This window comes from Kitasatospora sp. NPDC001683 (assembly GCF_053596495.1).
This window is the reverse complement of record NZ_JBSFGK010000019.1, coordinates 79,809-102,332: the sequence shown is the minus strand read 5'-3', so window position 1 is coordinate 102,332 and position 22,524 is coordinate 79,809. Positions and strand designations below refer to the sequence as shown.

At 72.2% G+C, this 22,524-nt stretch carries 21 protein-coding genes; 12 read left to right on the top strand and 9 right to left on the bottom strand.

Features of this window, described 5'->3' with window-relative positions; genetic code table 11:
* Nucleotides 1-25: 25 nt before the first annotated feature.
* Nucleotides 26-1,762, top strand: a complete 1,737-nt coding sequence (locus tag ACWCYO_RS13355; protein WP_449784301.1) for a carbohydrate-binding module family 20 domain-containing protein — start codon at nucleotides 26-28, stop codon at nucleotides 1,760-1,762.
* A 115-nt stretch (nucleotides 1,763-1,877) separates the two neighbouring features.
* On the opposite strand, the gene ACWCYO_RS13350 is transcribed toward ACWCYO_RS13355, so the two are convergent.
* Entirely contained in the window at nucleotides 1,878-2,630 is a 753-nt protein-coding gene (locus ACWCYO_RS13350) for an SDR family oxidoreductase (protein ID WP_449784300.1), read from the bottom strand.
* A 432-nt stretch (nucleotides 2,631-3,062) separates the two neighbouring features.
* Here ACWCYO_RS13350 and ACWCYO_RS13345 point away from each other — a divergent pair, with 432 nt between their 5' ends.
* The gene (locus tag ACWCYO_RS13345) at nucleotides 3,063-4,124 is read left to right on the top strand and encodes an alpha/beta hydrolase (RefSeq protein ID WP_270147281.1); all 1,062 of its coding nucleotides are present in this window, start codon (nucleotides 3,063-3,065) and stop codon (nucleotides 4,122-4,124) included.
* Between the two features lie 206 nt (nucleotides 4,125-4,330).
* Nucleotides 4,331-5,125, top strand: a complete 795-nt coding sequence (locus tag ACWCYO_RS13340) for a hemerythrin domain-containing protein (protein WP_270147283.1) — start codon at nucleotides 4,331-4,333, stop codon at nucleotides 5,123-5,125.
* Nucleotides 5,126-5,249: 124 nt separating this feature from the next.
* On the opposite strand, the gene ACWCYO_RS13335 is transcribed toward ACWCYO_RS13340, so the two are convergent.
* Entirely contained in the window at nucleotides 5,250-5,891 is a 642-nt protein-coding gene (locus ACWCYO_RS13335; RefSeq protein WP_270147286.1) for a DUF6891 domain-containing protein, read from the bottom strand.
* 69 nt (nucleotides 5,892-5,960) lie between these two features.
* On the opposite strand from ACWCYO_RS13335, the gene ACWCYO_RS13330 reads away from it, so the two are divergent.
* A complete protein-coding gene (locus ACWCYO_RS13330) occupies nucleotides 5,961-6,923 on the top strand; it encodes a DUF1152 domain-containing protein (protein ID WP_270147288.1) in 963 nt (320 codons plus the stop codon).
* Between the two features lie 42 nt (nucleotides 6,924-6,965).
* Here the strand turns inward: ACWCYO_RS13330 and ACWCYO_RS13325 are convergent, their stop codons facing one another.
* From ACWCYO_RS13325 to ACWCYO_RS13315, 3 genes are all read right to left on the bottom strand, one after another.
* Nucleotides 6,966-7,511, bottom strand: coding sequence for a DUF1707 and FHA domain-containing protein (locus tag ACWCYO_RS13325; RefSeq protein ID WP_270147289.1), 546 nt, complete (start codon nucleotides 7,509-7,511; stop codon nucleotides 6,966-6,968).
* A gap of 137 nt (nucleotides 7,512-7,648) precedes the next feature.
* On the bottom strand, nucleotides 7,649-8,197 hold the full coding sequence (locus ACWCYO_RS13320; protein WP_449784299.1) for a DUF1697 domain-containing protein: 549 nt from the start codon (nucleotides 8,195-8,197) through the stop codon (nucleotides 7,649-7,651).
* 139 nt (nucleotides 8,198-8,336) lie between these two features.
* Nucleotides 8,337-8,693, bottom strand: a complete 357-nt coding sequence (locus ACWCYO_RS13315) for an arsenate reductase family protein (protein ID WP_270147293.1) — start codon at nucleotides 8,691-8,693, stop codon at nucleotides 8,337-8,339.
* Nucleotides 8,694-8,801: 108 nt separating this feature from the next.
* Between ACWCYO_RS13315 and ACWCYO_RS13310 the strand changes: the two genes are divergently transcribed.
* The gene (locus ACWCYO_RS13310) at nucleotides 8,802-10,019 is read left to right on the top strand and encodes a cytochrome P450 (RefSeq protein WP_270147295.1); all 1,218 of its coding nucleotides are present in this window, start codon (nucleotides 8,802-8,804) and stop codon (nucleotides 10,017-10,019) included.
* A 255-nt stretch (nucleotides 10,020-10,274) separates the two neighbouring features.
* On the top strand, nucleotides 10,275-10,865 hold the full coding sequence (locus tag ACWCYO_RS13305; RefSeq protein ID WP_270147297.1) for a TetR/AcrR family transcriptional regulator: 591 nt from the start codon (nucleotides 10,275-10,277) through the stop codon (nucleotides 10,863-10,865).
* A 55-nt stretch (nucleotides 10,866-10,920) separates the two neighbouring features.
* Here the strand turns inward: ACWCYO_RS13305 and ACWCYO_RS13300 are convergent, their stop codons facing one another.
* Nucleotides 10,921-11,673, bottom strand: a complete 753-nt coding sequence (locus tag ACWCYO_RS13300; RefSeq protein ID WP_449784298.1) for a LuxR C-terminal-related transcriptional regulator — start codon at nucleotides 11,671-11,673, stop codon at nucleotides 10,921-10,923.
* A 282-nt stretch (nucleotides 11,674-11,955) separates the two neighbouring features.
* On the opposite strand from ACWCYO_RS13300, the gene ACWCYO_RS13295 reads away from it, so the two are divergent.
* On the top strand, nucleotides 11,956-13,125 hold the full coding sequence (locus ACWCYO_RS13295) for an acyltransferase family protein (RefSeq protein WP_270147302.1): 1,170 nt from the start codon (nucleotides 11,956-11,958) through the stop codon (nucleotides 13,123-13,125).
* Nucleotides 13,126-13,238: 113 nt separating this feature from the next.
* Nucleotides 13,239-14,054 carry an aldo/keto reductase gene (locus tag ACWCYO_RS13290; protein WP_270151287.1) on the top strand — a complete coding sequence of 272 codons (816 nt, stop codon included), beginning with the start codon at nucleotides 13,239-13,241 and terminating at the stop codon, nucleotides 14,052-14,054.
* Between the two features lie 89 nt (nucleotides 14,055-14,143).
* Here the strand turns inward: ACWCYO_RS13290 and ACWCYO_RS13285 are convergent, their stop codons facing one another.
* On the bottom strand, nucleotides 14,144-15,586 hold the full coding sequence (locus tag ACWCYO_RS13285) for a DHA2 family efflux MFS transporter permease subunit (protein WP_449784297.1): 1,443 nt from the start codon (nucleotides 15,584-15,586) through the stop codon (nucleotides 14,144-14,146).
* A gap of 321 nt (nucleotides 15,587-15,907) precedes the next feature.
* Here ACWCYO_RS13285 and ACWCYO_RS13280 point away from each other — a divergent pair, with 321 nt between their 5' ends.
* Nucleotides 15,908-16,768, top strand: coding sequence for an AfsR/SARP family transcriptional regulator (locus ACWCYO_RS13280; RefSeq protein WP_270147304.1), 861 nt, complete (start codon nucleotides 15,908-15,910; stop codon nucleotides 16,766-16,768).
* 117 nt (nucleotides 16,769-16,885) lie between these two features.
* Here the strand turns inward: ACWCYO_RS13280 and ACWCYO_RS13275 are convergent, their stop codons facing one another.
* Entirely contained in the window at nucleotides 16,886-17,923 is a 1,038-nt protein-coding gene (locus tag ACWCYO_RS13275) for an alpha-ketoacid dehydrogenase subunit beta (RefSeq protein ID WP_270147305.1), read from the bottom strand.
* A 35-nt stretch (nucleotides 17,924-17,958) separates the two neighbouring features.
* A complete protein-coding gene (locus ACWCYO_RS13270) occupies nucleotides 17,959-18,903 on the bottom strand; it encodes a thiamine pyrophosphate-dependent dehydrogenase E1 component subunit alpha (protein WP_449784296.1) in 945 nt (314 codons plus the stop codon).
* Between the two features lie 461 nt (nucleotides 18,904-19,364).
* Between ACWCYO_RS13270 and ACWCYO_RS13265 the strand changes: the two genes are divergently transcribed.
* From ACWCYO_RS13265 to ACWCYO_RS13255, 3 genes are read left to right on the top strand one after another with little or no spacing between them, the layout of a single operon-like run.
* Nucleotides 19,365-20,543, top strand: a complete 1,179-nt coding sequence (locus ACWCYO_RS13265) for a cytochrome P450 (RefSeq protein ID WP_449784295.1) — start codon at nucleotides 19,365-19,367, stop codon at nucleotides 20,541-20,543.
* A 13-nt stretch (nucleotides 20,544-20,556) separates the two neighbouring features.
* Entirely contained in the window at nucleotides 20,557-21,831 is a 1,275-nt protein-coding gene (locus tag ACWCYO_RS13260) for an activator-dependent family glycosyltransferase (protein ID WP_270147311.1), read from the top strand.
* Nucleotides 21,832-21,838: 7 nt separating this feature from the next.
* Nucleotides 21,839-22,498: a dTDP-4-dehydrorhamnose 3,5-epimerase family protein gene (locus ACWCYO_RS13255; protein WP_449784294.1), complete on the top strand. Its 660-nt coding sequence runs from the start codon at nucleotides 21,839-21,841 to the stop codon at nucleotides 22,496-22,498.
* Nucleotides 22,499-22,524: the final 26 nt, after the last annotated feature.

Below are 22,524 nucleotides of genomic sequence, written 5' to 3'. Positions count from 1 at the left end.
CCCCCAGCCACCCCCAGGAGACAACGTGGTCACCACCGCCCCCACCCGCCGGCCTGCCCGCGCGGCCGGCGCGCTCGCCGCCTCGGCGGCGCTCGCGCTCTCGCTCACCGGGAGCCTCGGCGCCCCCGCCGCCCAGGCCACCCCGCCCGCGAACAACGGCAAGGACGTCACCGCCACCCTCTTCGAGTGGCGCTTCGACTCGGTCGCCCAGGCCTGCACCACGACCCTCGGCCCGAAGGGCTACGGCTTCGTCGAGGTCTCGCCGCCGCAGGAGCACATCCAGGGCCCGCAGTGGTGGACCTCGTACCAGCCGGTCAGCTACCAGATCGCCGGGCGGCTCGGCGACCGCGCCTCCTTCAAGAACATGGTCGACACCTGCCACGCGGCCGGGGTCAAGGTGATCGCCGACGCGGTCGTCAACCACATGACGGCCGGCTCCGGGACCGGCACCGGCGGCACGGTGTACACCAAGTACTACTACCCCGGCACCTACCAGGACCAGGACTTCCACACCTGCCGCCAGCCGATCACCGACTACCAGGACCGCACCAACGTCCAGGAGTGTGAACTGGTCAACCTCGCCGACCTGGACACCGGTAGCGCCTCCGTCCAGACCACCATCGCCCACTACCTGGACGACCTCGGCTCGCTCGGCGTCGACGGCTACCGGATCGACGCCGCCAAGCACATCGCCGCCACCGAGCTCGCCGCCATCAAGGCCAAGATGGCCAACCCCAACGCCTACTGGGTGCAGGAGGTCATCTACGGCGCCGGCGAACCCATCCAGCCCTCCGAGTACACCGGCAACGGCGACGTCGACGAGTTCCGGGTCGGCACCGACCTCAAGCGCATCTTCACCAGCGACAAGCTCGCCAGCCTCAGCACCTGGGGCGCCTCCTGGGGCTACCTGCCGAGCAACCAGGCGCGCAGCTTCATCGACAACTGGGACACCGAGCGCAACGGCTCCACCCTCAACTACACCTACGGCAACACCTACACGCTGGCCAACGTCTTCCTGCTGGCCTCGACCTACGGCTCGCCCAACATCTACTCCGGCTACAGCTTCACCAACAAGGACGACGGCCCGCCGAACGGCGGCACCGTCAACGCCTGCTACCAGGACGGCTGGAACTGCACCCACGCCTGGCGGCAGATCGCCAACATGGTCGGCTTCCGCAACGCCGTGGCCGGCACCGGGGTGACGAACTGGTGGTCCAACGGCAACAACGCGATCGCCTTCGGCCGCGGCGACCGGGGCTACGTCGCGATCAACCACGAGAGCGGCGCGATCACCCAGACCTTCCAGACCGGGCTGCCGGCCGGGACGTACTGCGACGTCCAGCACGGCGACCCGCAGCCGGGCGGCGGCTGCACCGGCCCGACGTACCAGGTCGGCGCCAACGGGCAGTTCACCGCGACGGTCGGGGCGGGCGACGCGGTCGCGCTGTACGTCCAGCCCGGCACGACCGTCTCCGGCGCCTCGTTCAACGTCAACGCGACCACCACGTACGGGCAGAACGTCTACGTGGTCGGCGACGTCCCGGCGCTCGGCGGCTGGGACCCGGCCAAGGCGCTGCCGCTGTCCTCGGCCGGCTACCCGGTCTGGTCGCTCGCGCTCTCGCTGCCGGGCGGCACGTCCTTCCAGTACAAGTACGTCATCAAGGACGGGAGCGGGGCGGTGACCTGGGAGTCCGGCGCCAACCGGACGGCCACCGCGCCGGCCTCGGGGAACGTCACGCTGAACGACAGCTGGCGGTCGTAGGTCCTGACGGCTCGGGACCCCCGTCAGCCGTGGGCTGACGGGGGCCCCGTGCGGGTGGCCGCGCTGCGGTACCGGTACTCCCACGACGAGTGAGCCTTCTTCGAGTGAGCCTTCTTCAGCCCCGTCCGATGTACGGCATGGCCGTCGCCATCACGGTGGCGAACTGCACGTTGGCCTGCAGCGGCAGCGCGGCCATGTGCCGGACGGTGCGTGCCACGTCCGCCACGTCCATGGTCGGCTCGGGCGCGATCCGGCCGTCCGCCTGCCGCACCCCCGCGCCCATCGCGGTCGTCATGTCGGTCGCCGCGTTGCCGATGTCGATCTGCCCGCAGGCGATCCGGTACGGGCGCCCGTCCAGCGACAGCGACCTGGTCAGACCGGTGACCGCGTGCTTGGTCGCGGTGTAGGCGATCGAGTGCGGGCGCGGGACGTGCGCGGAGATCGAACCGTTGTTGATGATCCGGCCGCCCTGCGGGTCCTGGGCCTTCATCTGCCGGAAGGCGGCCCGGGCGCAGAGGAAGGCGCCGGTCAGGTTGAGGTCGACCACCGCCCGCCAGTCCTCGACCGCCAGCTCCTCCACCGGGACGGCCGGGCCGAAGGTGCCGGCGTTGTTGAACAGCAGGTCCACCCGGCCGTGGCGCTCGGCGGCGGTCGCGAACAGCGCGTCCACCGCGGCCGGGTCGGTGACGTCCGTCGGTACCACCTCGGCGGGCAGCGTACCCGCGGGGAACGCGTCCGCCGTCCCGCGCAGCTGCTCGGCCCGGCGCCCGGCCAGCACCAGCCGCCAGCCGGCCGCGGCCAGCTCGACCGCGACGGCCCGGCCGACGCCGCTGCCGGCTCCGGTGACGACGGCGACCTGCTCGATCATGGCGCTCTCCTCGGTCTCTCGATCCGGTGGCTCGATACCGGTACGGTCACGCTCTGCCCGGCCGGGCGTCGGGGCGTGCTGAGGAGATCGTTCCGGATGTGCGGGCCGCCGTCACTGGTCAAAGCACCCAAAATCCGGATGGTCGGGCAGGCCGACTGCTGTCGCCCCCGCCGTCCGGCCCCCGCCGACCGACGGGAGCGGTGCAGGGCTTTACCTGATCACGAACAAACATTGGATTTCCGGTGGCCGCCTCGCAACCGGGCGACCCCGGCCCACGTCATAAGATCGCAGGAAGGTGCGCCCCCGCGAGGGACGGCGCACCACCGCTCCGGGGACCGCACAGCGCAGCGCCCCCGGGCCTGTCCGGCCCCACCGGGGGGCCGCCGCCCGGTCAGACGGACCGGGCGCGACATCGGTCGGAGAGTCCTCACCGTGCTTAGGCAGTCGTCCCGTTCCCGTGCCGTCCTGACCGGCGCCGCCGTCCTCACCCTGGCCGCCACGCTCGCGGCCTGCGGGGGGTCCGACGGCGGGAAGGGCAACACCTCCTCGGCCGACGGCACCCCGGCGGCGACCGCCGACACGGGCACCCCGGGCACCGCGGGCACCACGGCCGCGGGCACGCCCGCCGGAGAGCAGCCCACCCCGGCCAACGGGAAGGTGCTGATGCCGACCGGCCCGGCCGCCAACCTCACCAAGGTCCGGGACACCGGCGCCGGTCCGATCATGATGACCAAGGTGACCGGCGCGAAGTCCGGCGTCACCGGCCAGGTCTGGGTCTGGCTGCCGCCCGAGTACAACGACCCCAAGTTCGCCAAGACCGGCTTCCCGGTGCTCACCCTGTACGCGGGCGGCCAGAGCAACGGCTACAACACCTGGACCGACAACCAGCTGCCGATCCAGGAGGAGGACGAGCAGCTGGTGAAGCAGGGCAAGGCCCATCCGTTCATCATGATCATGCCGGTGCAGAACTTCAACAGCGACGAGAAGAACGCGCTGGACTGCTCCGACATCCCGGGCCAGCCGAAGATGGGCACCTGGATGGCCGAGGACATCCCGGCCTGGGTCCGCGCCAACTTCCGCACCCTGCAGGGCCGCGACAGCTGGGGCATCATGGGCGCCTCCACCGGCGGCTTCTGCAGCGCCAAGCTCGCCCTGCAGTACCCGAACGTCTACAAGGCCGCGGTGCCGATCGACGGCTACTTCATCCCGGACTCCGGGCTGTGGAAGGGCCACGACGCCGAGAAGGCGGCCAACAACCCCAACCTGCTGATCACCCAGGGCAAGGCCGACGTGAAGATGTACGTCACCGCGGGCGGCGCCAACGGCTACGAGAAGGAAGTGGTCAAGAGCTGGGTGGCCAAGGCCGTCCCGCCGCTGACCATCCAGTACTACGAGCAGCCCGGCGGCAAGCACCTGACCTCGGACTTCAAGAAGATGATCCCGGACACCCTGCAGTGGCTCACCGCCAACCTGGCGGGCCCGGCCTCGGACTGAGCCGGAAGGCACTTTTCGGTGGGAGGGATCCTCTCCCCGGCGGGCGGGATCCTCACCCGGCGGGGAGGGCCCCTCGCCCGTGCGCAGGCCCGTGACCTGCGCGTCAATCGGACATTGATTCGCTTCTGATCGACTGCGAGCACCTTGGATGGGGCGGTCCTCACCGGCCGCCCCCGTCCGCCTCGCCACGTCGTGAAGAGAGTGCCATGCCGATCCACCTGCTGCCCCAGCCCGCCCCCTCCGTCCCCGCGCAGGCAGGGCCCGGGGTCGACTCCCGGGGCGCGGACGCGTACGGGCCGGTCGCGGACGAGGAGCCGTTCACCGTCCGGTTCGCCGGACTGCGGCTGGTGCACGCCGCACTGCGCCGGGACCTCGCCCGGCTGCCCAACGCGTTGCGGCTGCTCCAGCCCGACGAGGAGGACAAGGGCGAGGCGCTGCTGCGGCACTGGACCTTCATGACCGCCATGCTGACCTGCCACCACGAGCAGCAGGACACCCGGATCTGGCCGATCGTGCGGCGCTTCGCGCCCGAGCTGCGACTGCTGCTCAACTGGCTGGAGGCCGACCACCACAACCTCGACCACTCGTTCACCCGGGTCACCACGCTGGTCCGGATCGCCAGCCGGGACACCGGCAGCGCCTGGCCGGTCGCGTACGCGATGGAGGACCTGGCGGCCCGGCTGGAGACCCACCTGCGGATCGAGGAGCGGCAGCTGCTGCCCCGGATGGAGCGGGTGGTCACCGACACCTCCCGGCTCGGTGGCCTCGGCGAACTGCTCGACCTGCTGCGCTCGGCGGACGGCCCGGGCACGGCGGACGCGCTGGCCTGGCTGCTGGACGGGGTCGAGCCGGCGCTGGTCGAGCGGCTGCTCGCCGAGTGCGACGACGACGTGGCCCGCAACTGGCCGCACTGGCAGGCGACCTACCAGCGCTGCACCGCGCCGCTGTGGGGCCCGGTGGGCGGCGCGGCCGACGGCAGCCTGGAGAGCCTCCTCGACTGAGCGCCGGGCCTTTTCGCGGGGCCATCGATCTACGCGCGTGGCACGTGCCATTGGCATGTGCCGCTCTGAGCCGCACTGCTGAGTCGTGCTGCTGAGCTGTGCCGCTGACCGTGCCGTACCGGCGCTACTCCGGCAGCCGGTTGAGCCACTCCAGCGGATCGACCCGGATCGCCGTCCGGGGCGACCCGTCCCACTCCACCGGAAGGCCGACCGCCTCCAGCGCGGCCACCACGATCCGGCCGACCTCCGCCGTCCGCTGCCCCGCCGCCGACTCCGACTCCTCGCCCGACTCTTCGCCCGAAGCCGCGCTCGGCTCTCCGTCCGCCTCTTCCGCGGTGCGGAACGCGCCGTAGCGCAGCATCAGTCCGCGCCCGGCCGCGGCCGCCTCGGTGTCCTGCTGGTGGAAGAAGACGAAGCCCCGCGAGTCCTGGTCCGCCTCGCCGCCGATCTCCGCGTAACCGCAGCCGGCGCAGCAGGTGAAGTCCATCGCCGCGACGATGCCCTGATCCTCCAACAGGTCGAAGGCGGCCACCAGCCGGTCCACGTCCGTGGTCTCCGGCCAGTCGGCCTGCTCGGCCAGCCGCTCGGCCCACAGCGGAGCGACGATCCGCTCCGCCTCCTCCTGCGTCAGCCCCTGGTCGTCGAGGACCTCGACCAGGGACTCGGCTATCTCGTCCGGCTCCTGGAAGCCGCACCGGATCAACTCGCGTGCCCGCTCCTGGGCTTCGAGCAGCACGTCGGGGGTGAGCGCCGTGTCCTGGGTCATGCCCGGATCCTCTCACCCTGCACTGACGATTCCGGCCCAAAGGCCCCACCGGTGCGCTACCGTCCGCCGGTGACCTCACTGCTGCAACCTCCGCTGATCACCCGGCTGCTGGCCGCCGAGCGCATCCTGGTCGCCGGAGCCGGCGGCGGGTTCGACGTGTACGCCGGACTGCCGATCGCGCTCGCCCTGCGCGCCGCGGGCAAGGAGGTGCACCTGGCCAACCTCTCCTTCACCCACCTGTACGGCCTGCCCGGCGAGGTCTGGCTGGAGCCCGACGTGGCCAGGATCGGGCCGGACACCGCGGCCCCCGAGGGCTACTTCCCCGAACGCACCCTGGCCCGCTGGCTGCGGCTGCACGGGATGCCCGACACCGTGTGGGCCTTCCCGACGGTGGGCGTCCGACTGCTGCGCGAGGCCTACCGCAGACTCGTCGCCCACCTGGGCGTGGACGCGGTCCTGCTGGTGGACGGCGGCACCGACATCCTGATGCGCGGGGACGAGGCCGGGCTCGGCACCCCCGAGGAGGACATGGCCAGCCTGGCCGCCGTGGCGGGCCTCACCGAGGTGCCCGAACGGCTGGTCGCCTGCCTGGGCTTCGGCGTCGACGCCCACCACGGCGTCAACCACGCCCTGGTGCTGGAGAACCTCGCCGCGATCGACCGGGCCGGCGGCTACCTCGGCGCCTTCTCCATCCCGCGCGGCAGCCGGGAGGGCGCGCTCTACCTGGACGCCGTCGAGCACGCCAGGGCCGCCTTCCCACAGCACCCCAGCATCGTCAACGGCTCGGTGGCGGCGGCGCTGCGCGGCGAGTTCGGCGACGTGCGGTTCACCGAGCGGACCAAGGACGGCGAGCTCTTCGTCAATCCACTGATGACGCTCTACTTCGGCGTCACGGTCGAGGCGCTGGCCGCCGAGAACCGCTACCTGGACCGGCTGGAGCAAACGGTGCTGACCCGGCAGATCAGCACCGTGATCGAGGAGTTCCGGGACGAACTGCCCCGGCAGCGCCCGCCCCGGCAGTTCCCGCACTGACCGGGCCGGGGGCCGGACGCCGCGAGCCGGGAGCCCGGCGGGTCAGTGCGGGGCGAGCCGGAACTCCAGGTTGCCGAACCGTACCTGGTCCCCCGGCCGCACCGGCATCCCGCCCGCGATCCGCCGCCCGTTCACATGGGTGCCGTTGGTCGACCCGAGGTCGTACAGCACCCAGCCGCCGTTCTCGTGCCGCAGCTCGGCGTGGTGCCGGGAGACCGAGGCGTCGTGCAGCCGCAGCCCCGAGCCCGGGATCCGTCCTATCGTCAACAGCGCCACCCCGGCCTGCGGCAGGCTCAGACCCGGCAGCCGCTCGCTGCGCCAGGCCCGGTTCAGCCGGTCGCCGAAGGCGGACACCCGGCCGACCGTCCGCAGCACCAACCGCTCGACCGGCCCGCCGGTGGGCAGCCCGGCCACCGCCGCGTCCAACTCGCCGCGGCTGGTGGCCTGCAGGACGATGTCCATCCGACCGAGGAAGGTGTCGTGCGACAGCCGACCGCTGCCCGCGCCGTCCCGGAGCACGCCGAGCGCCTGGTCCCGCTCGGCGTCGGAGGGCCGGACGGCGCCGCTGGGGAGCTCAGGCTGCGTCATGGCCCGATTGTCGGATCGACCGGCTCCGACTGTCCAGATCACGCCGGGTGCAGGCGCGCGGTTCGTACATCACTGAGCCACAGACGCCCGCTCCACCCGCGCGGTTCCCATGGGGTTCCGAAGAGCCGGACGGCCCGTCAGGACTTCCGGGCGGCCGCCAGGATCTTCTCCGTGGTGTGCAGGAACCGGGAGGTCACCGCGCCCCGGTACTGCTTGCCGAACATCTCCTTGGTGACCCACTTGCCGTCCTGGAGGTGGACCACGACGTACGCGGCCCCCGGGTCGGCGCCGAGCACCTCGACGTCGCCCTTCACCGAGCGGTGCGGGAGGGCGAGTTCGGCCGGCAGCGGTTCGGACAGGAAGGCGATCACCAGCCGGACGTCCGGCGTCACCTCGACGCCCCGGAACGGCTCGGCGGCGAGCAGGCCGGCCACCTCGTCGACCGTCCGCAGCAGCACCGGCACCGGGTAGCCGAGCGAGCGCTCCAGGTGCTCCTCGATCCGCGCGGTCAGTGCGGCGCGGTCCGGCTCGTCCGTGCTGAAGAAGACGTTCCCGCTCTGGATGTACGAGCGGACGTTCCCCAGCCCGAGCTCGGCGAAGAGCGCCCGCAGCCGCTCCATCCTCACCGTCCGGCCCCCGACGTTGATGGCCCGCAGGAACGCGATGTACGTGGTCGTGGTGGTCACCCCGCCAGTCTGGCACCGGCCACCGACAAGGCCCGCCCGCACACTGGAGGGGGACGCCCTGTGGGTCCTCAACTGGCACCCGGGCCGGCCGGTGGAGAAGATCCAGCTCCACTGACCGGCCGTACCCGCCCTTCCGGCCTTACGGCAGAACGGACTTGAGCGCCTCGGGGGTCCGGGCCACGACGGCGTGCCCGTCGTCCGCGGTGATGATCGGGCGCTGGATCAGCACGGGGTGCTCGGCCATCGCCGCGATCCAGCGCGCCCGCTCGCCCGCCTCCCGGGGCCACTGCTTCATCCCCAGGTCCTTCGCGACCTGCTCGTCGGTGCGGGTGATGTCCCACGGCTCCAGGCCCAGCCGCTCCAGCACCTGCTCCAGCTCGGCCGCGGTCGGCGTGTCCTCCAGGTAGCGCCGTACGGTGTACTCCACCCCGGCCGCGTCCAGCTCGGTGAGCGCGGTCCGGCACTTGCTGCAGCGCGGGTTGATCCAGATCTCCATGCCCGCCAGCCTATCCGGGCGCCCGGTCGAACCCCCGGTAGCGGGAACTCCGCCGGGTCCGCCGGTGGTTCACGAACCAGGAGCCGGAACGTCGGAGGGGAGCACCGCATGGACGGCGCTGCGATCATCGAGCAACTGATGACCACGGAGGTCAGGACCGACCCGTACCCGCTCTACGCCAGGGCGCACGAGCTCGGCCCGGTGGTCCCGGCGGGGGACGGGATGTTCGTGGTGAGCGGCTACGCGGCGGTCAACAAGGTGCTGCGCACGTCCGCCTTCGGTGTCGCGACCGCCGACATGATGGCCGGCCTCGCCCCGGAGTTCACCGAGCACTCCTCGCTCGCCCTGTTCGGCCGCTCGATCCTCCAGCGCAACGCGCCCGACCAGCCCCGGGTCCGCTCGCTGATCGCCTCGGTGTTCACCGCCCGCCGGGTGGCCGCGCTGCGCCCGGCCGTGGAGGCGGCGGTCGGCCGGCTGCTGGACGGGATGGCCGAGCAGGGGGCCGACGGCTCCCCGGTGGACTTCATGGACGCCTTCGCCTTCCGGCTGCCGGTCGGGGTGATCTGCGAACTGCTCGGCGTCCCCGAGCGGGACCGCTACCGCTTCCGCGGCCTCGCCTCCGACCTGACCGTCGCCCTGGAGATCATCCAGGACCTCGACGACCTGGACGAGGCCGACCGGGCCGCCGACGAGCTCTCCGGGTACTTCGCCGAGCTGGTCGCCGAGCGGCTGGCCCGCCCGCAGGACGACCTGGTCAGCGACCTCGCCCGGATCGCCGCCGCGGACGGCGGGCGGCTCTCCGCGGAGGAGCTGCTGGCCAACCTGGTGCTGCTGCTGGTGGCCGGCTTCGAGACCACCACCAACCTGCTCGGCAACGGGCTGGCCCTGCTGTTCCGCCACCCCGAGGTGGCCGCCGGGTTGCGCAGCGGCGCGGTCACCCCGGCCGGGTTCACCGAGGAGGTGCTGCGCTTCGACTCCCCGGTCCAGGCCACCGCGCGGGTCGCCCTGGAGGACGGCCTGTCGATCGAGGGCCTGCCCGTCCCGGCCGACAGCGGGGTGACCCTGCTGATCGGCGCCGCCAACCACGACCCGGCCCGGTACGACCGCCCCGGGGTGTTCGACCCGACCCGCACCGACAGCCAGCCGCTCAGCTTCGGCGGCGGCCAGCACTTCTGCCTGGGCTCCCAGCTGGCCCGGCTGGAGGGCGAGGTCGCGATGCCCGCGCTGCTCGACCGGTTCCCCCGGCTCGCCCCGGGCGGCGTCCCGACCCGGCGCGACCGCCTGGTGCTGCGCGGCTTCGAGACCCTGCCGGTGACCGTTCGCTGACCCAGGCCGCCCCTGCGCCTCCGGGGCCGCCGTCGGCCCGGCCGCCCCCGGCCCCGGAGGCGGGACGTTGGCCCGTTCACGTGGGGGGCATGGATGGACGGGTGGTCTCCTTCCCGGCCCAGGACGTCCACCGGTACGCCGGCCTGCTCGCCGACGACCTCACCGTCCTCGCCCTCATCGCCGAGAGATTCCGGCCGGGGCAAGCTTAGGTATGCTAGGCGCTTGCTTGATCAGTCAAGGTTTGGGGCAGGGATCATGGGTGCGCATGCTGGGTTGACGGTCGAGCGGATCACTCAGGCCGCAGCCGCTCTCGCGGACGAGGTCGGGATCGAGAAGGTCACGATCTCCGCGCTGGCACGGTCGTTCGGAGTGAAGGACGCCAGCTTCTACTCGCACGTGAAGGGTCTGCGGGAGATTCGGATCCGGGTCGCGATCCTGGCCTCGGAGGAGATGAACGAGTGCATCGGCAGCGCGATCGCCGGCCGCTCCGGGGGTGAGGCGCTGACGGCGTTCGCCGACGCCTACCGGCACTACGCGCTGCGCCACCCGGGCCGGTACGCGGCGACGCAACTGCGCCTGGACCCGTCCGAGTTCGCGGGGACCGAGGTGTTCGCGCGGAGCGTGGAGCTGACCTACGCGGTGATGCGCTACTACGAGCTGGACGAGCCCGACCTGACGGACGCGGCGCGGCTCCTGCGCAGCACCTTCCACGGTTTCATCAGCATCGAGGCCGCGGGCGGGTTCAACCACCCGCGGGGGGTCGAGGGGTCCTGGCACCGGATCGTCTCGAGCCTGCACCAGCTGCTGGAGCAGTGGCCGCGGACCGCGGACACCGAGAAGGCGTGACCGGTCGGCGGGCCGGCCGCGCCCCGACGGCTGCGGCGCCGGGGGGCGAGCCCGGTCACCCGAGGCCGGCCCCCGCACCGGTCGCCGCGGCGCCGATGCCCGACTCGTAGGCGAGGATGACGGCGTCGACGCGGTTGCGCAGGGCGAGCTTGTGGCAGATCCGGTTGAAGTGGGACTTCACCGTCCCCTCGGTGAGGGTGAGGGCGTGTGAGATCTGCTGATTGGTCAGCCCCTGGGCGATGAGGTCGAAGACCTGCCGTTCCCGCGGCGTGAGTTGGGAGATGTCGGCCTGCGGCGGGGTCGGGACGGGCCGGTAGGTGCGACGCAGCGCGGTGAGCAGCTGGTCGACGGTACGGGTGCCGATCACGGCGTTGCCCTGGGCGATTCCCCGTACGGCGCTGAGGAGTTGACCGGGACTCTGGTGCTTCGGCAGGAAGGCGCGCGCGCCGGCGCGGGCCGCATTGAGGGTCCAGCCGTCGGTGAGGCCGTGGTCGGGGACGAGGAGCGCGACGGCGGTGCCGCGCGGGGAGCTGCCGGCGAGGTGGTGGACGGTGTCGAGGACGTCCGGGCCGGGGAGGGCGGCGTCCAGCAGGACGACGTCCGGTCGGTGGCGGTGGGCGAGCCCGAGGAGGGTGTGGCCGTCGGCCGCCTCGCCGAGGACGCGGAACGCGGGGTCCCCGTCGAGGACCGCGCGGATGCCGCGGCGGATCAAGGGATGTTCGTCGCCGAGCAGGAGCGTGCTGGTGCCGGGCGGGGTGAGCCGCTCCCGGGCCGACCGCGCGCACCCGCGCCCGTCCGCGTTCCGCACGCCACTCCTGCTGTCCCGCATGGTGCTCCCGCTCGTCGTGGCCGTGGTCGGACGGGGCCGGTGGGTCGGCTGTCCGGCTGACGGCATGGCATTCCCGGGGCCAGCGTAGGCGCGCGTTCTGGAGCGGTGATGGTGCCGGGCTGAAGTGGCGCGGCCGCTGGTCGGGGCGCTGGTCTACAACCAGGGTTGGAGGCCTCGGTGCCACCTGTGGTTGGCATACAGGGGGTGGCCCGGTTGGGTACGTTCGCCGCGACCTTGAGGATCTCTGTGTGAGGAGACGTTGTGGCCTCGAATGTGTCCCTGCCGCCCGCCGCGTCGCGTTTACCATCGCTGGCCGGCATGCGTTTCATCTGCGCGATCGCCGTCTTCAGTGCGCACGCCTATGTCTCGCTGTCGTTCAACGGTGACTGGACCGGCACCAACACCACGGTCCTGATGATCGTGGGGCGTTCGGCGCTGAGCTTCTTCTTCGTGCTGAGCGGGTTCGTGATGGCCTGGTCGGCGCGCCCGGGTGACACGGCCAGAGCGTTCTGGCGTCGGCGTGCCGCGAGGATCTATCCCACGCACGTGCTCACCTGGGTCGCCGCCGTCGTGCTGATGCTGACCGTGACCGGCGGCACGGTCACCCTGGGGAACGCGGTCTCGAACCTGCTGCTCGTGCACACCTGGCAGGCGTCGTTCATGGCCAACAACAGCCTGAACGTGGTGTCCTGGTCGCTGTCCTGCGAGGCGTTCTTCTACTTCTGCTTCCCGTTGCTGCACCGCTACCTGAAGCGGGTGCCGGCGAAGCAGCTGCTGTGGTGGCTGGGCGGGACCGTGCTGGCGGTGATCGCGGTGCCGCTGGTGACCTCGACCGTGTTCGCGTCGCAGCCGAAGTTCCCGCCCTTCGACGTGACGTACGACCAGTACTGGTTCGTGTACCTCTTCCCGATCACCCGGCTGCTGGAGTTCGTCCTCGGGATCCTGCTGGCCCGGGGCGTGCTGACGGGTCGTTTCCTCAAGGTGCGGTTCAGCCACGCGGTCCTGGCCTTCGCGGTGGCCTATCCGCTGGCTATGCAGGTGCCGTACCTGTACTCGATCACGGCGATGTCGATCGTGCCGGTGCTGATGGCGGTGCTGGCGGGCGCCGGTGCGGACATCCGGGGTTCGCTGTCAGTGGCGCGCAATCCGGTCATGGTGTGGCTGGGGGATGTCACCTTCGCCTTCTACCTGGTGCACTTCATGGTGCTGGAGTACATGTATCGGCTGATCAACGACGGGCATCCGGCCTCGCGGGCCGAGCGGGTCGGTTCGGCGGCCCTGCTGTTCGTCGTGTCGTTCGTGATCGCGGCGGCGGTGCACACGTTCTTCGAGGATCCGCTGTCCCGCCGCTGGGGTTCCCGCCGCCTGCGGGCGGAGCAGGTGTCGCCCGCAGCCCCGCAGCGCGCCGACGGGGAGCCCGTGGCGCGGTGATTTTCCGAGCCGGCGCCGGGCCGGCCGTGTTCCTACCAGATGTGAGGAGTTGACCAGTCGTGAGTGCCGTGAGTGGTCCGTCCGTAAGCGGTCGGGCGGCGTCCGGGCGGTCGGTGCACGGGGTTCCGTCGGTGACGCTGAACAACGGTGTGACGATGCCTCAGATCGGCTTCGGGGTATGGAAGATACCGGACGAGGAGACTCCCGCCGCGGTGGCGACGGCCGTGGAGGCGGGGTACCGGAAGTTCGACACGGCGTCGGAGTACTACAACGAGGCGGGGACGGGCCGGGGGATCGCCGAGTCGGGGCTCGCGCGTGAGGAGGTGTTCGTCACGACGAAGGTCTGGAACGCCGATCACGGGTACGACTCGACGCTGCGCGCGTTCGACAGGTCGCTGGAGCGGCTCGGGCTGGACTTCGTGGACCTGTACCTGATCCACTGGCCGGTGCCGGCCAAGGACCTCTACGTCGACACCTACCGGGCGCTGGAGAGGATCCACGCGGACGGGCGGGCCCGGGCGATCGGGGTGTCGAACTTCCTGCGGGAGCATCTGGACCGGCTCGCCGAGGAGTGCGGCGTGGTTCCGGCCGTCAACCAGATCGAGTTGCACCCCCGGCACCAGCGGGCCGAGGCGCGGGCCCTGCACGCCGAGCGCGGCATCGTCACCGAGGCCTGGTCGCCGCTGGGCAGCGGGCACGGGATCATGGATCACCCGGACATCGCGGCGGTCGCCCGCAAGCACGGCAGGAGCGCGGCGCAGGTGTGCCTGCGCTGGAGCCTGCAGCTGGGCAACGTGGTGGTGCCCAAGTCCGCCCACCCGGAGCGGATCGCGCAGAACATCGAGGTCTTCGACTTCGCCCTCGACGAGGACGACATGGCCGTGCTCGCGGCGGTCGAGGAGGCCAAGCCCTGGGGCACGCCCAAGTGAACCGGTGAGCGAACGCGGACACCCCGCCGGACGTGGTTCCGGCGGGGTGTCCGCACGTGCTGCTCGCGGGGGCGCCACGAGTGGTCGGATCAGGCCCGCTTGGCCGGGCCGGAGGGCAGCAGCGCCGTGGGCAGGGCGGTCAGGACCACGAATCCCAGGGCCGCCCAGAACACGGTGTGGAAGGCCGGGATCACGCTGGCGCCGTCGGCGAGCGAGTGCTGCAGCAGCAGGGCGATGACCGTGGTGCCGATGGCCGCGCCGAGCTGCTGGGAGACGGCGTTGACGGTGGTGGCGGCGGCTACGCTGGTCGGCGGGATCGAGTGGTAGAGGGTCACCATGACGGGCGAGGCGGCCAGCGCCAGGCCGATGCCCTGGACGAACAGCGCGGCGAGCAGCACGACACCGGGGTCGGCGCTGTCGGCCAGGCCGAACGCGGTGAGGCCGATGGCGACCAGCAGCAGGCCGACGAGGACCAGCGCGCGCGGGTTGCTCTTGGTGTCGATGACCTTTCCGACCAGGAGGACGGCGACGGCCGCGCCGACGCCCTGCGCGATCATGATGGTGCCCGCGGCGAGCGGGCTCTTGCCACCGGCCTGCTGGAAGAACATGGGCACCAGGACGACGGCTCCGTAGAGGCCGAAGTTGTTGAGCAACGCGACGGTGGTGGAGGCGGTGAAGTTGCGGTCGCGGAACAGGCTGAAGTCCACGATCGCGGACTCCCGGTTGCGGCGGGCCAGCACACCGTGCACGACCAGGAGCAGGAGCGCCGCCAGCAGCGGGAAGAGGACCTGGGAGTCGCCGAAGGAACGGCCCTCACCCAGCCGGCTGAAGCCGTAGATCCCGGCGGTCAGGCCGGCGCTGATGGTGAGCAGGCCGCTGATGTCCAGCCGCCCCGGCGCCTGTCCCTTGACGTTGGGGATGAGCATCGGGGACAGGATGGTCACGGCCAGGCAGACCGGCACGTTCAGGTAGAAGACCCAGCGCCAGGACAGGTCCTGGACGACGGCGCCGCCGATCACCGGCCCGGCGATGGGGGCGACCAGGATGGGGATCGCGATCAGGGACATCATCCGTCCCATCCGCTGGGGCCCGGCCAGCTGGACGACCAGGATGCGCATCAGGGGGAACAGCATGCCGGCCCCGAGGCCCTGGACCGCCCGGAACACGATGAGGGCGCCCAGCGACCAGGACAGGCCGCACAGGACCGAGCCGGCCAGGAAGAGGGCCAGGGAGGCGGTCCAGCACGCCGTGGCGCCGAATCGCTGGGCCGCCCAGCCGGTGACCGGGATGACCGCGGACATCGCCAGCAGGTAGGCGGTGGAGACCCACTGCACGTCTGCCAGGCTCGCGTTGAAGTGCTCCGTGAACGAGTGCAGCGCCACGCCCACGATCGTGGTGTCCATGAGGGCGACGAACGCGCCGAGGGCGAGCACGAGTGCCGCGCGGATCAGCGGGCCGCCGAGGGCCTGCGGCGGGGCGGGCGCCGCCGGCGGCTCGCTCTCCGTCTTGGTGGTGGTGACCTCTTCAGCCATCAGGGTGCCTTTCGTGTGTCGCGCTGCCTGTGCGATGGGCGTGGGCGGGTGGCCTGTTCGGCTTCGATTCCCGGGCATCGTCGGTGATCTGAGCGGTCGTCAAGCCGCGGACGACCCGCTCCGTCGCCGCCCGGTCGTCTCGCCGACGACAACCTAGCACCTCTTGACCAGCACCTAAGGCATTTAGGCCAGGTCGATTCCGTTCGCCGGGCGTGGGGCGCGATACCCCTGGCGCGGGCGCGGTTCCTATGTATATTAGGCGTGAACCAAGGGCACCGAGGTTGGCAGGCCACGACAATGACTACTGGGGGTGCGTCCCATATGCGGGCCGAGAACGACACGGCGGTGGCGGTGGAATCGTGTGACATCCGGGTGCTGGGGCCGATGAGTGCCCGGCTGGGCGGAACGTCCATCGTTCCCACCGCGAACAAGCCGCGTCAGCTGCTCGCCCTGATGGCCCTGAACGCCGATCGGTTGCTCACGGTGTCGACCCTCATGGACGAGATCTGGTCCGACGCGGACGCGCCCCGCAGCGCGCTGCCGACGCTGCACACCTACATCCTTCAGCTGCGGCGCCTGATGACCAAGGCGCTCGGTCCCGACGCGACCTGCGCGGCCAAGGACATCCTGGTGACCAAGCCCGGCGGGTACCTGCTCAGCGTGTCGCCGGACTCGGTGGACGTGACGGCGTACCAGAAGCTGCTGACCTCCGCGCGTTCGGCGGCCGCCCGCGGGGACGCGGTGGCCGCGGCCCGCGCCTACGACGCCGCGCTGGGGCTGTGGCGCGGACCGGCGCTGGTCGACGTGCAGCCCGGTGCGGTGCTGAGCCCGGAACTGGCCCGGCTCGAGGAGAACCGCCTGGGCGTCGTCGAGGAGCGGATCGACGCCTGGCTGCGGCTCGGATGCCACTCCCAACTCCTGGACGAGCTGGCCTCCTTGACCAGGCGCCATCCGCTCAACGAGAACCTGCACGCGCAGTTCATGACCGCGCTGTACCGCGCCGGTCGGCAGAGCCGGGCGATGGAGACGTTCCAGAGCCTGCGCCACCGGCTGGTGGAGGCGCTGGGCATCGAGCCGTCCCGCCGAGTACGGACGCTGTACCAGGCGATGCTCTCCGCCGATCCCGAACTCGACGTCCTGCCGGCGGACGACCGGACCCGGCTGGCGTTCGCGGCGGCCTGACCGTCGCTCACCCGACGACCCGGCTCGGGGCGGCGCTTCGCCCGGAGCCGGGTCGTCGTCGGTACTCGGAGCCGGCACCCGGGGGCGGTGCCGGCTCCGAGGGATTCGAGGGCCGGCTCAGAACGGCCCCTGGAAGCCGGCCGCGACGTCGACCAGCCCGGGAAGGTCCCCCCGCGCCTCTCCGCAGACCGCCAGACAGGCGTCTGCGATGGCGTCGGCACTGGGGTGGTAGGCCTCCTCGAGAGGCTGGGACACCGGCGCGGGGCTGTCGGGCAGCGTGATCCGGCGCACCGGGGCGAGCAGGGCCTGCGGCACGTTCTCGGCGACCACGGCGGCCACCTCCGCGGCGAAGCCGTACCGGGACCAGCTGGTGTCGGCGACGACGAGCCGGCCGGTCTTGGCCACGGAGGAGCAGATGATGTCGTCGTCCAGCGGCCGCAGGCTGCGCACGTCGACGACCTCGACGCTGATCCCGCGCAATGCGAGCTGCTCGGCGGCGCGTTCGGCCTCGTGGACCATGAGGGAGGCCGCGACCACGGTGACGTCCTGGCCGGGACGGGCGATCCGTCCCACGCCGAAGGGGATCGGGACGGCCTCGGTGGGCACCTCGCCGGTGAGCGAGTACAGATTGCGGTTCTCGATCAGCACCACCGGGGTGTCCCCGGTCAGGGCCTGGACCAGCAGGCCCTTGGCGTCGGCCGGCGAGGCCGGGGTGGCCACGTGCAGGCCCGGGTAGTGCGCGAAGGTGGCGTGCGGGCTCTGCGAGTGGGTGGCGCCCTGGCCCCAGCCACGGCCGACCACGCCGCGGGTGACCACCGGGACACCGCCCTTGTCGCCGCCGTAGGTGTAGCGCCACTTGGCCGCCAGGTTCACCAGCGGATCGAGGGCCAGGAACATGAAGTCGGCACGGATGTGCACCAGCAGCGGGCGGAAGCCGGCCGCGGCCGCCCCGATGGCGAAGCCCGCGGTGGCGTTCTCCGCGTTGGGCATGTCGATCACCCGGCCGGCGCCGAACCTGGCGAACGCCTCCTTGGTGGTCCCGAACGTGCCGTTGACGTCGTCCACGCCTTCGCCGGCGACGAAGATCCGATCGTCCTGCAGCATGCACTGGACGGTGGCCTCGCTGATGGCCTGCCCGTAGGTCAGCTTGCGCATGTGTGGTGTCTCCTTCTCCCGTCGGGTGTCGACGGTCAGCGGGCCAGGGGCAGGTAGGCGCCGTCGAGCAGGCCGTCGACCGAGGGGAACGGCAGTGCCTTGGCCCGGTCCACCGACTGGTGGATCTCCCGCTCGAACCGGGTGCGCCAGTCGGCCACCGCGGCGTCGATGTCCGGCTCCTCGGCGCGCAGCGCTGCCGTGGCGCGCACGATCGGGCACTGGGCCGTCCACTCGTCGATCTCCTCCTTGGACCGGTACCCGTAGTCGTGGTCCCAGTCGGGGCCGACGTGGGCGCGCCAGCGGTAGGTCGACAACTCCAGCAGGAACGGTCCGTGGCCCTCGCGCGCGTGCGCCACCGCCCGCTGCGCCGCGGCGTGGACGGCGAACACGTCGTTGCCGTCGACCAGTTCGGACGGCACTCCGGCCGCCTCGGAGCGGCCGGTGATCGACGTGCCGGCGGGCTGCCTGGCCGACAGCGGCGAGCAGGCCGAGTACAGGTTGTTCTCGCAGACGAACACCACCGGGGTCTTGTGTACGGCCGCGAAGTTGAGCGACTCGGCGAAGACCCCCTCCTCGGTGGCCCCGTCGCCGAAGTACGTCAGGGCGACCCGGGCCTCGTCGTTGCGGGCGAACGCCCAGGCGGTGCCCACGGCCACCGGGATCATCTCCCCGAGGATCGCGGCCGAGCCGGCGAAACCCGCCGCCTGGTCGATCACGTGCATCGAGCCGCCCCGGCCGTGGGCGCAGCCGTCCTGCCGGCCGTAGAGCTCGGCGACCAGCGCGTCCAGATCGCCGCCCTTGGCGAGGTACGGAGCGTGGGAACGGTGACTGGTGTACACCCAGTCCTGCGGAGTCGTGGCCGCGCACACTCCGACCGCGCTGGCCTCCTGGCCGATGGAGAAGTGCACGGGCGTGCGGATCTCCTGCTCGTCGCGGTAGTAGTCGGCCAGCGTCTCCTCCACGACACGAATCCGTACCATGTCGCGAACCAGTCGGGCACGATCAGACACCATGGTTGAAGTCCCAGTCCCTGAGTAGACGAAGTGCGACGGCCGCGGTCCACCACGCCGTCGTTGCGCGTGAGGTCCTCCTGCGCGGTCCGCCCGGCCCGGTCGGCCGTCGTTGCGGGCCGCGCTGCCACAGCGGGATCGCGGCACCCGGCCTCCGGCGGTCCTCGCCGTCCGGGTACCGGTGCCACACGATCGGTCCGTCGCTCGGCCAGTATTGCGGCACTCGATGGAGAGCCGGTTGATTCGTGCTGAGTCGGCCCGAACATCCGGGTGCCGACGGGCCGTTCGGGGGCGGTGGGCCGGCGGCCGCGCGGGGCGGTTCAGCACCGCTCGATCGGTGCTCAGCCGCCCGGGCCGAGGATGTACGGGGAGCGGTGGGCCGAGTCCTGCCGCCGCCCGATTGAGCGCCTGGACCAGGAGGATTTCCGCTCGTGCTGCTCACCGACCCCGGACTGGGGCGCCGAATCCAGCTGCAACAAGGCCTTGTCTGGCTCGCGGCAGCCCAGGGAGACCCCTGCGCGGCTCTGCTGCGCGGGCTCGACACCGATCCGCGCGAGTACTGGCGCCGGCTCACCGAACGGCCGCTCGGCCGCAGCGCCACCGGCGCCTGGGTGACGGCGCGGCACGCCGTGGCGAGCCGGGCGGCCGCCGAGCCGGCCCTGTGCGAACGCCCGCTCCTGGACGGCTTCGGCCCGAGCGCCGCGGACGGCGCGCCGCAGGACCAGGTGCCCGCCGACGGCGGCGACGACCCGGTGTTCGACGTCGAACAGGCCTGGCGCCGCGCGCTGGCGGCCGTCCCCGCCGCCACCGGCGGGGACGGCGGGTGGGACGTGGTGGCCGTCGCGCGTGCCGCCGCCGTCGAGGCGCTGGCCCTGGCCTGGGGCCTGGACGCCGACGGACGGCTGGAGTTGAGCGCGGCGGTCGAGCTGACCGACGGGCTGCTCGACGCCTCGTGCTATCCGCAGAACCTGGCCGACACCCGGCGCATCGCCCACGGCGTGACCGCCCTGCGGGCCCTGCCGGCGGTCGGTGGGTCCGAGGAGCGGCTGCTGCTGGCGGCGGTCGGCGTGCGGATGGCGACCGACCTGGTGGTCAACACCCTGGTGCGGTACCCCGAGGCGACGCCCCGGCAGGATCTGGAGGCCCTGTGGGAGCGGCTGCGCGCCGAGCCGGGAGGGGCGGCGCGGGCGGTGGCGGAGACGCTGCGCTGGGCCGGCCCGGTGCAGCTGCGCACCCTCGTCGCGCAGGCGCCGTGCGAGCTCGCAGGACAGCGGATCGAACCGGGGGAGGAGGTGGTGATCCTGCTCGGAGCCGCCAACCGCGACGCCGAGGCGTTCACCGACCCCGACCGGTACGACCCCGACCGGTTCGCGGCGGCCGCCCCCGACCGGTCCGATCCCGTCGAGGCGGCGCGAGCCGCGCAGGTCGTGCTGCCCGGTGCGCCGAGCACCCGGGTGCTGTCCTTCGCTGCGGCGAGCGCGCGGGAGGGGCTGAGCCGGCTCGCCGTCCTGCGCCCGCGGCCGAACGGGACCGAGGCGCCGGCGCGGCGCGCGGCCGCCCCGGTGTCCCGGTCGCTGCTCGCCTTCGCCGCCCGCACACCCCTGAGCTGAGCCAGGAGAAGACATGAAGATCCTCTTCGTGAGCATGCCTCACCCCACGCACTTCCACCCGATGGTGTCGCTGGCCTGGGCGCTGCGCTCGGCCGGTCACGAGGTCCGGGTGGCCGGTCACCCGGACCTCACGGACACGGCCACCGGCGCCGGGCTGACCATGGTGCCCGCCGGGAAGCCCGGCTGGTACCGCGACGACCCCTACGAGCCCGACCTGTACGGGCAGTTGATGGGCCGAGGCGCCTCCGACTTCCTGCGCACCTTCGACTGGTCCTGGACCGACGAGCGGGCCTGGAGCTGGGAGGGCCTGCTGGGGCAGGAGAAGATCCTGGTCTCCGCGCTGCTCGCCGGCATCAGCAACGACCCGTTCCTCGACGACGTGATGGACTACGCCCGCCACTGGCAGCCCGACCTGGTGATCTGGGAACAGCTCACGATGGGCGGCGCGGTGGTGGCCGAGGCCCTCGGCATCCCGCACGCGCGCTTCCTCTACGGCCTGGACTTCCTCGGCCGCGCCCGGGAGGAGTTCCTGCGGCTGTACCAGCAGCGACACCCCGACCAGCGCGAGGACCCGACCCGCGAGTGGCTGGAGGAGGCGGTGGGCCGCTTCGGCGGGACCTGGAGCGAGCGGCTGCGGGTCGGCGGTTTCACCATCGCCACCACCGTCCCGGGCACCGAGTTGGAGGTCGGCTTCGACACCATCGGCATGCGCTACGTGCCCTACAACGGGCGATGCGTGGTGCCGGAGTGGCTGCGCGAGCCCACCGACCGCCGTCGGGTCTGTCTGACGCTCGGCACGTCCAACGAGATCGAGAACACCGGCACCACGGTGGGCGAGATCTTGCGGGGGTTGGCCGACCTCGACGTGGAGGTGGTCGTCACCCTCGGCGCCGAGGAGGCGGCCAAGATGGGCGAACTGCCGGCGAACGCGCGGCCCGTGGGCTTCGTGCCGCTGCACGACCTGCTGCCCACCTGTCAGGCGATCGTGCACCACGGTGGCTTCGGTTCGCGCCTGACCTCCGCCTACCACGGGGTGCCGCAGCTCATCCTCGGCCACGGCTACGACACCATGCTGGCCGGGCAGCGGCAGGAGAAGCTGGGCGGCGGACTGTGCCTGCCGGCCGACAGCGCCACTCCGCAGGAGATCCGGGACTGCGTGGCCCGCCTGGTGGACGATCCGGCGCTGGCCGCCGGCGCCGCGCTGATCCGGGCCGACCTGCTGGCGCAGCCCTCGCCGGCCGAGGTGGTGCCGATGCTGGAACGCGTCGTTGCCGAGTGGGGCCGGTGAGCGTGGCATGACCGTCGATCGGCACGGGACGGCCGCCACCGCCGAGGCTCCGGGGGCGGCACGTCCGGGCGGAGCCGGTGTCCGTGAGCTGGGCGTCGCGGGCGCCTTCGAGTTCACTCCCACCGTGTTCCCCGACGACCGCGGGCTGTTCGTGGACTCCTTCCGGCTGGCGGCCTTCGAGGAGGCGGTCGGCCACCCGTTCCCGGTCGTCCAGACCAGCCAGAGCCGCTCGCGCCGGGGCGTGGTCCGCGGAGTGCACTACACCGCGACACCGCCCGGCATGGCCAAGTTCGTGCACTGCACCGGCGGGCGGGCGCTGGACTTCGTGGTCGACCTGCGGGTCGGATCGCCGACCTTCGGCAGCTGGGACAGCGTCGTGCTCGGCGGGGAGGAACTGCGGTCGGTCTACGTGCCGGTCGGCGTGGGGCACGCCTTCGTGGCGCTGGAGGACGCCACCACGATGGTCTACCTGATGTCGGGCGGATACGTGCCCGCCAACGAGCTCGCGGTCTCCCCGCTGGATCCGGACCTGGCACTGCCGTACGACCAGGGCGTGGCGCCGGTCCTGTCCGAGCGGGACCGGGCGGCCCCGACCCTGGCGCAGGCCGTCCGCCTGGGACTCCTGCCGGACTACCGCACCAGCCTCGAACTCGACGAGGCGCTCTGAGGAGCCCCGCACCGTGCCCGGGGGCC

Coding starts and splice junctions, on each gene's coding strand:
- ACWCYO_RS13285 (WP_449784297.1), bottom strand. CDS start 15,586: ATGGCTGAAGAGGTCACCACCACCAAGACGGAGAGCGAGCCGCCGGCG.
- ACWCYO_RS13305 (WP_270147297.1), top strand. CDS start 10,275: ATGGGTGCGCATGCTGGGTTGACGGTCGAGCGGATCACTCAGGCCGCA.
- ACWCYO_RS13340 (WP_270147283.1), top strand. CDS start 4,331: ATGCCGATCCACCTGCTGCCCCAGCCCGCCCCCTCCGTCCCCGCGCAG.
- ACWCYO_RS13275 (WP_270147305.1), bottom strand. CDS start 17,923: ATGCGCAAGCTGACCTACGGGCAGGCCATCAGCGAGGCCACCGTCCAG.
- ACWCYO_RS13325 (WP_270147289.1), bottom strand. CDS start 7,511: ATGACGCAGCCTGAGCTCCCCAGCGGCGCCGTCCGGCCCTCCGACGCC.
- ACWCYO_RS13315 (WP_270147293.1), bottom strand. CDS start 8,693: ATGGAGATCTGGATCAACCCGCGCTGCAGCAAGTGCCGGACCGCGCTC.
- ACWCYO_RS13310 (WP_270147295.1), top strand. CDS start 8,802: ATGGACGGCGCTGCGATCATCGAGCAACTGATGACCACGGAGGTCAGG.
- ACWCYO_RS13260 (WP_270147311.1), top strand. CDS start 20,557: ATGAAGATCCTCTTCGTGAGCATGCCTCACCCCACGCACTTCCACCCG.
- ACWCYO_RS13350 (WP_449784300.1), bottom strand. CDS start 2,630: ATGATCGAGCAGGTCGCCGTCGTCACCGGAGCCGGCAGCGGCGTCGGC.
- ACWCYO_RS13270 (WP_449784296.1), bottom strand. CDS start 18,903: ATGGTACGGATTCGTGTCGTGGAGGAGACGCTGGCCGACTACTACCGC.
- ACWCYO_RS13335 (WP_270147286.1), bottom strand. CDS start 5,891: ATGACCCAGGACACGGCGCTCACCCCCGACGTGCTGCTCGAAGCCCAG.
- ACWCYO_RS13280 (WP_270147304.1), top strand. CDS start 15,908: ATGCGGGCCGAGAACGACACGGCGGTGGCGGTGGAATCGTGTGACATC.
- ACWCYO_RS13255 (WP_449784294.1), top strand. CDS start 21,839: ATGACCGTCGATCGGCACGGGACGGCCGCCACCGCCGAGGCTCCGGGG.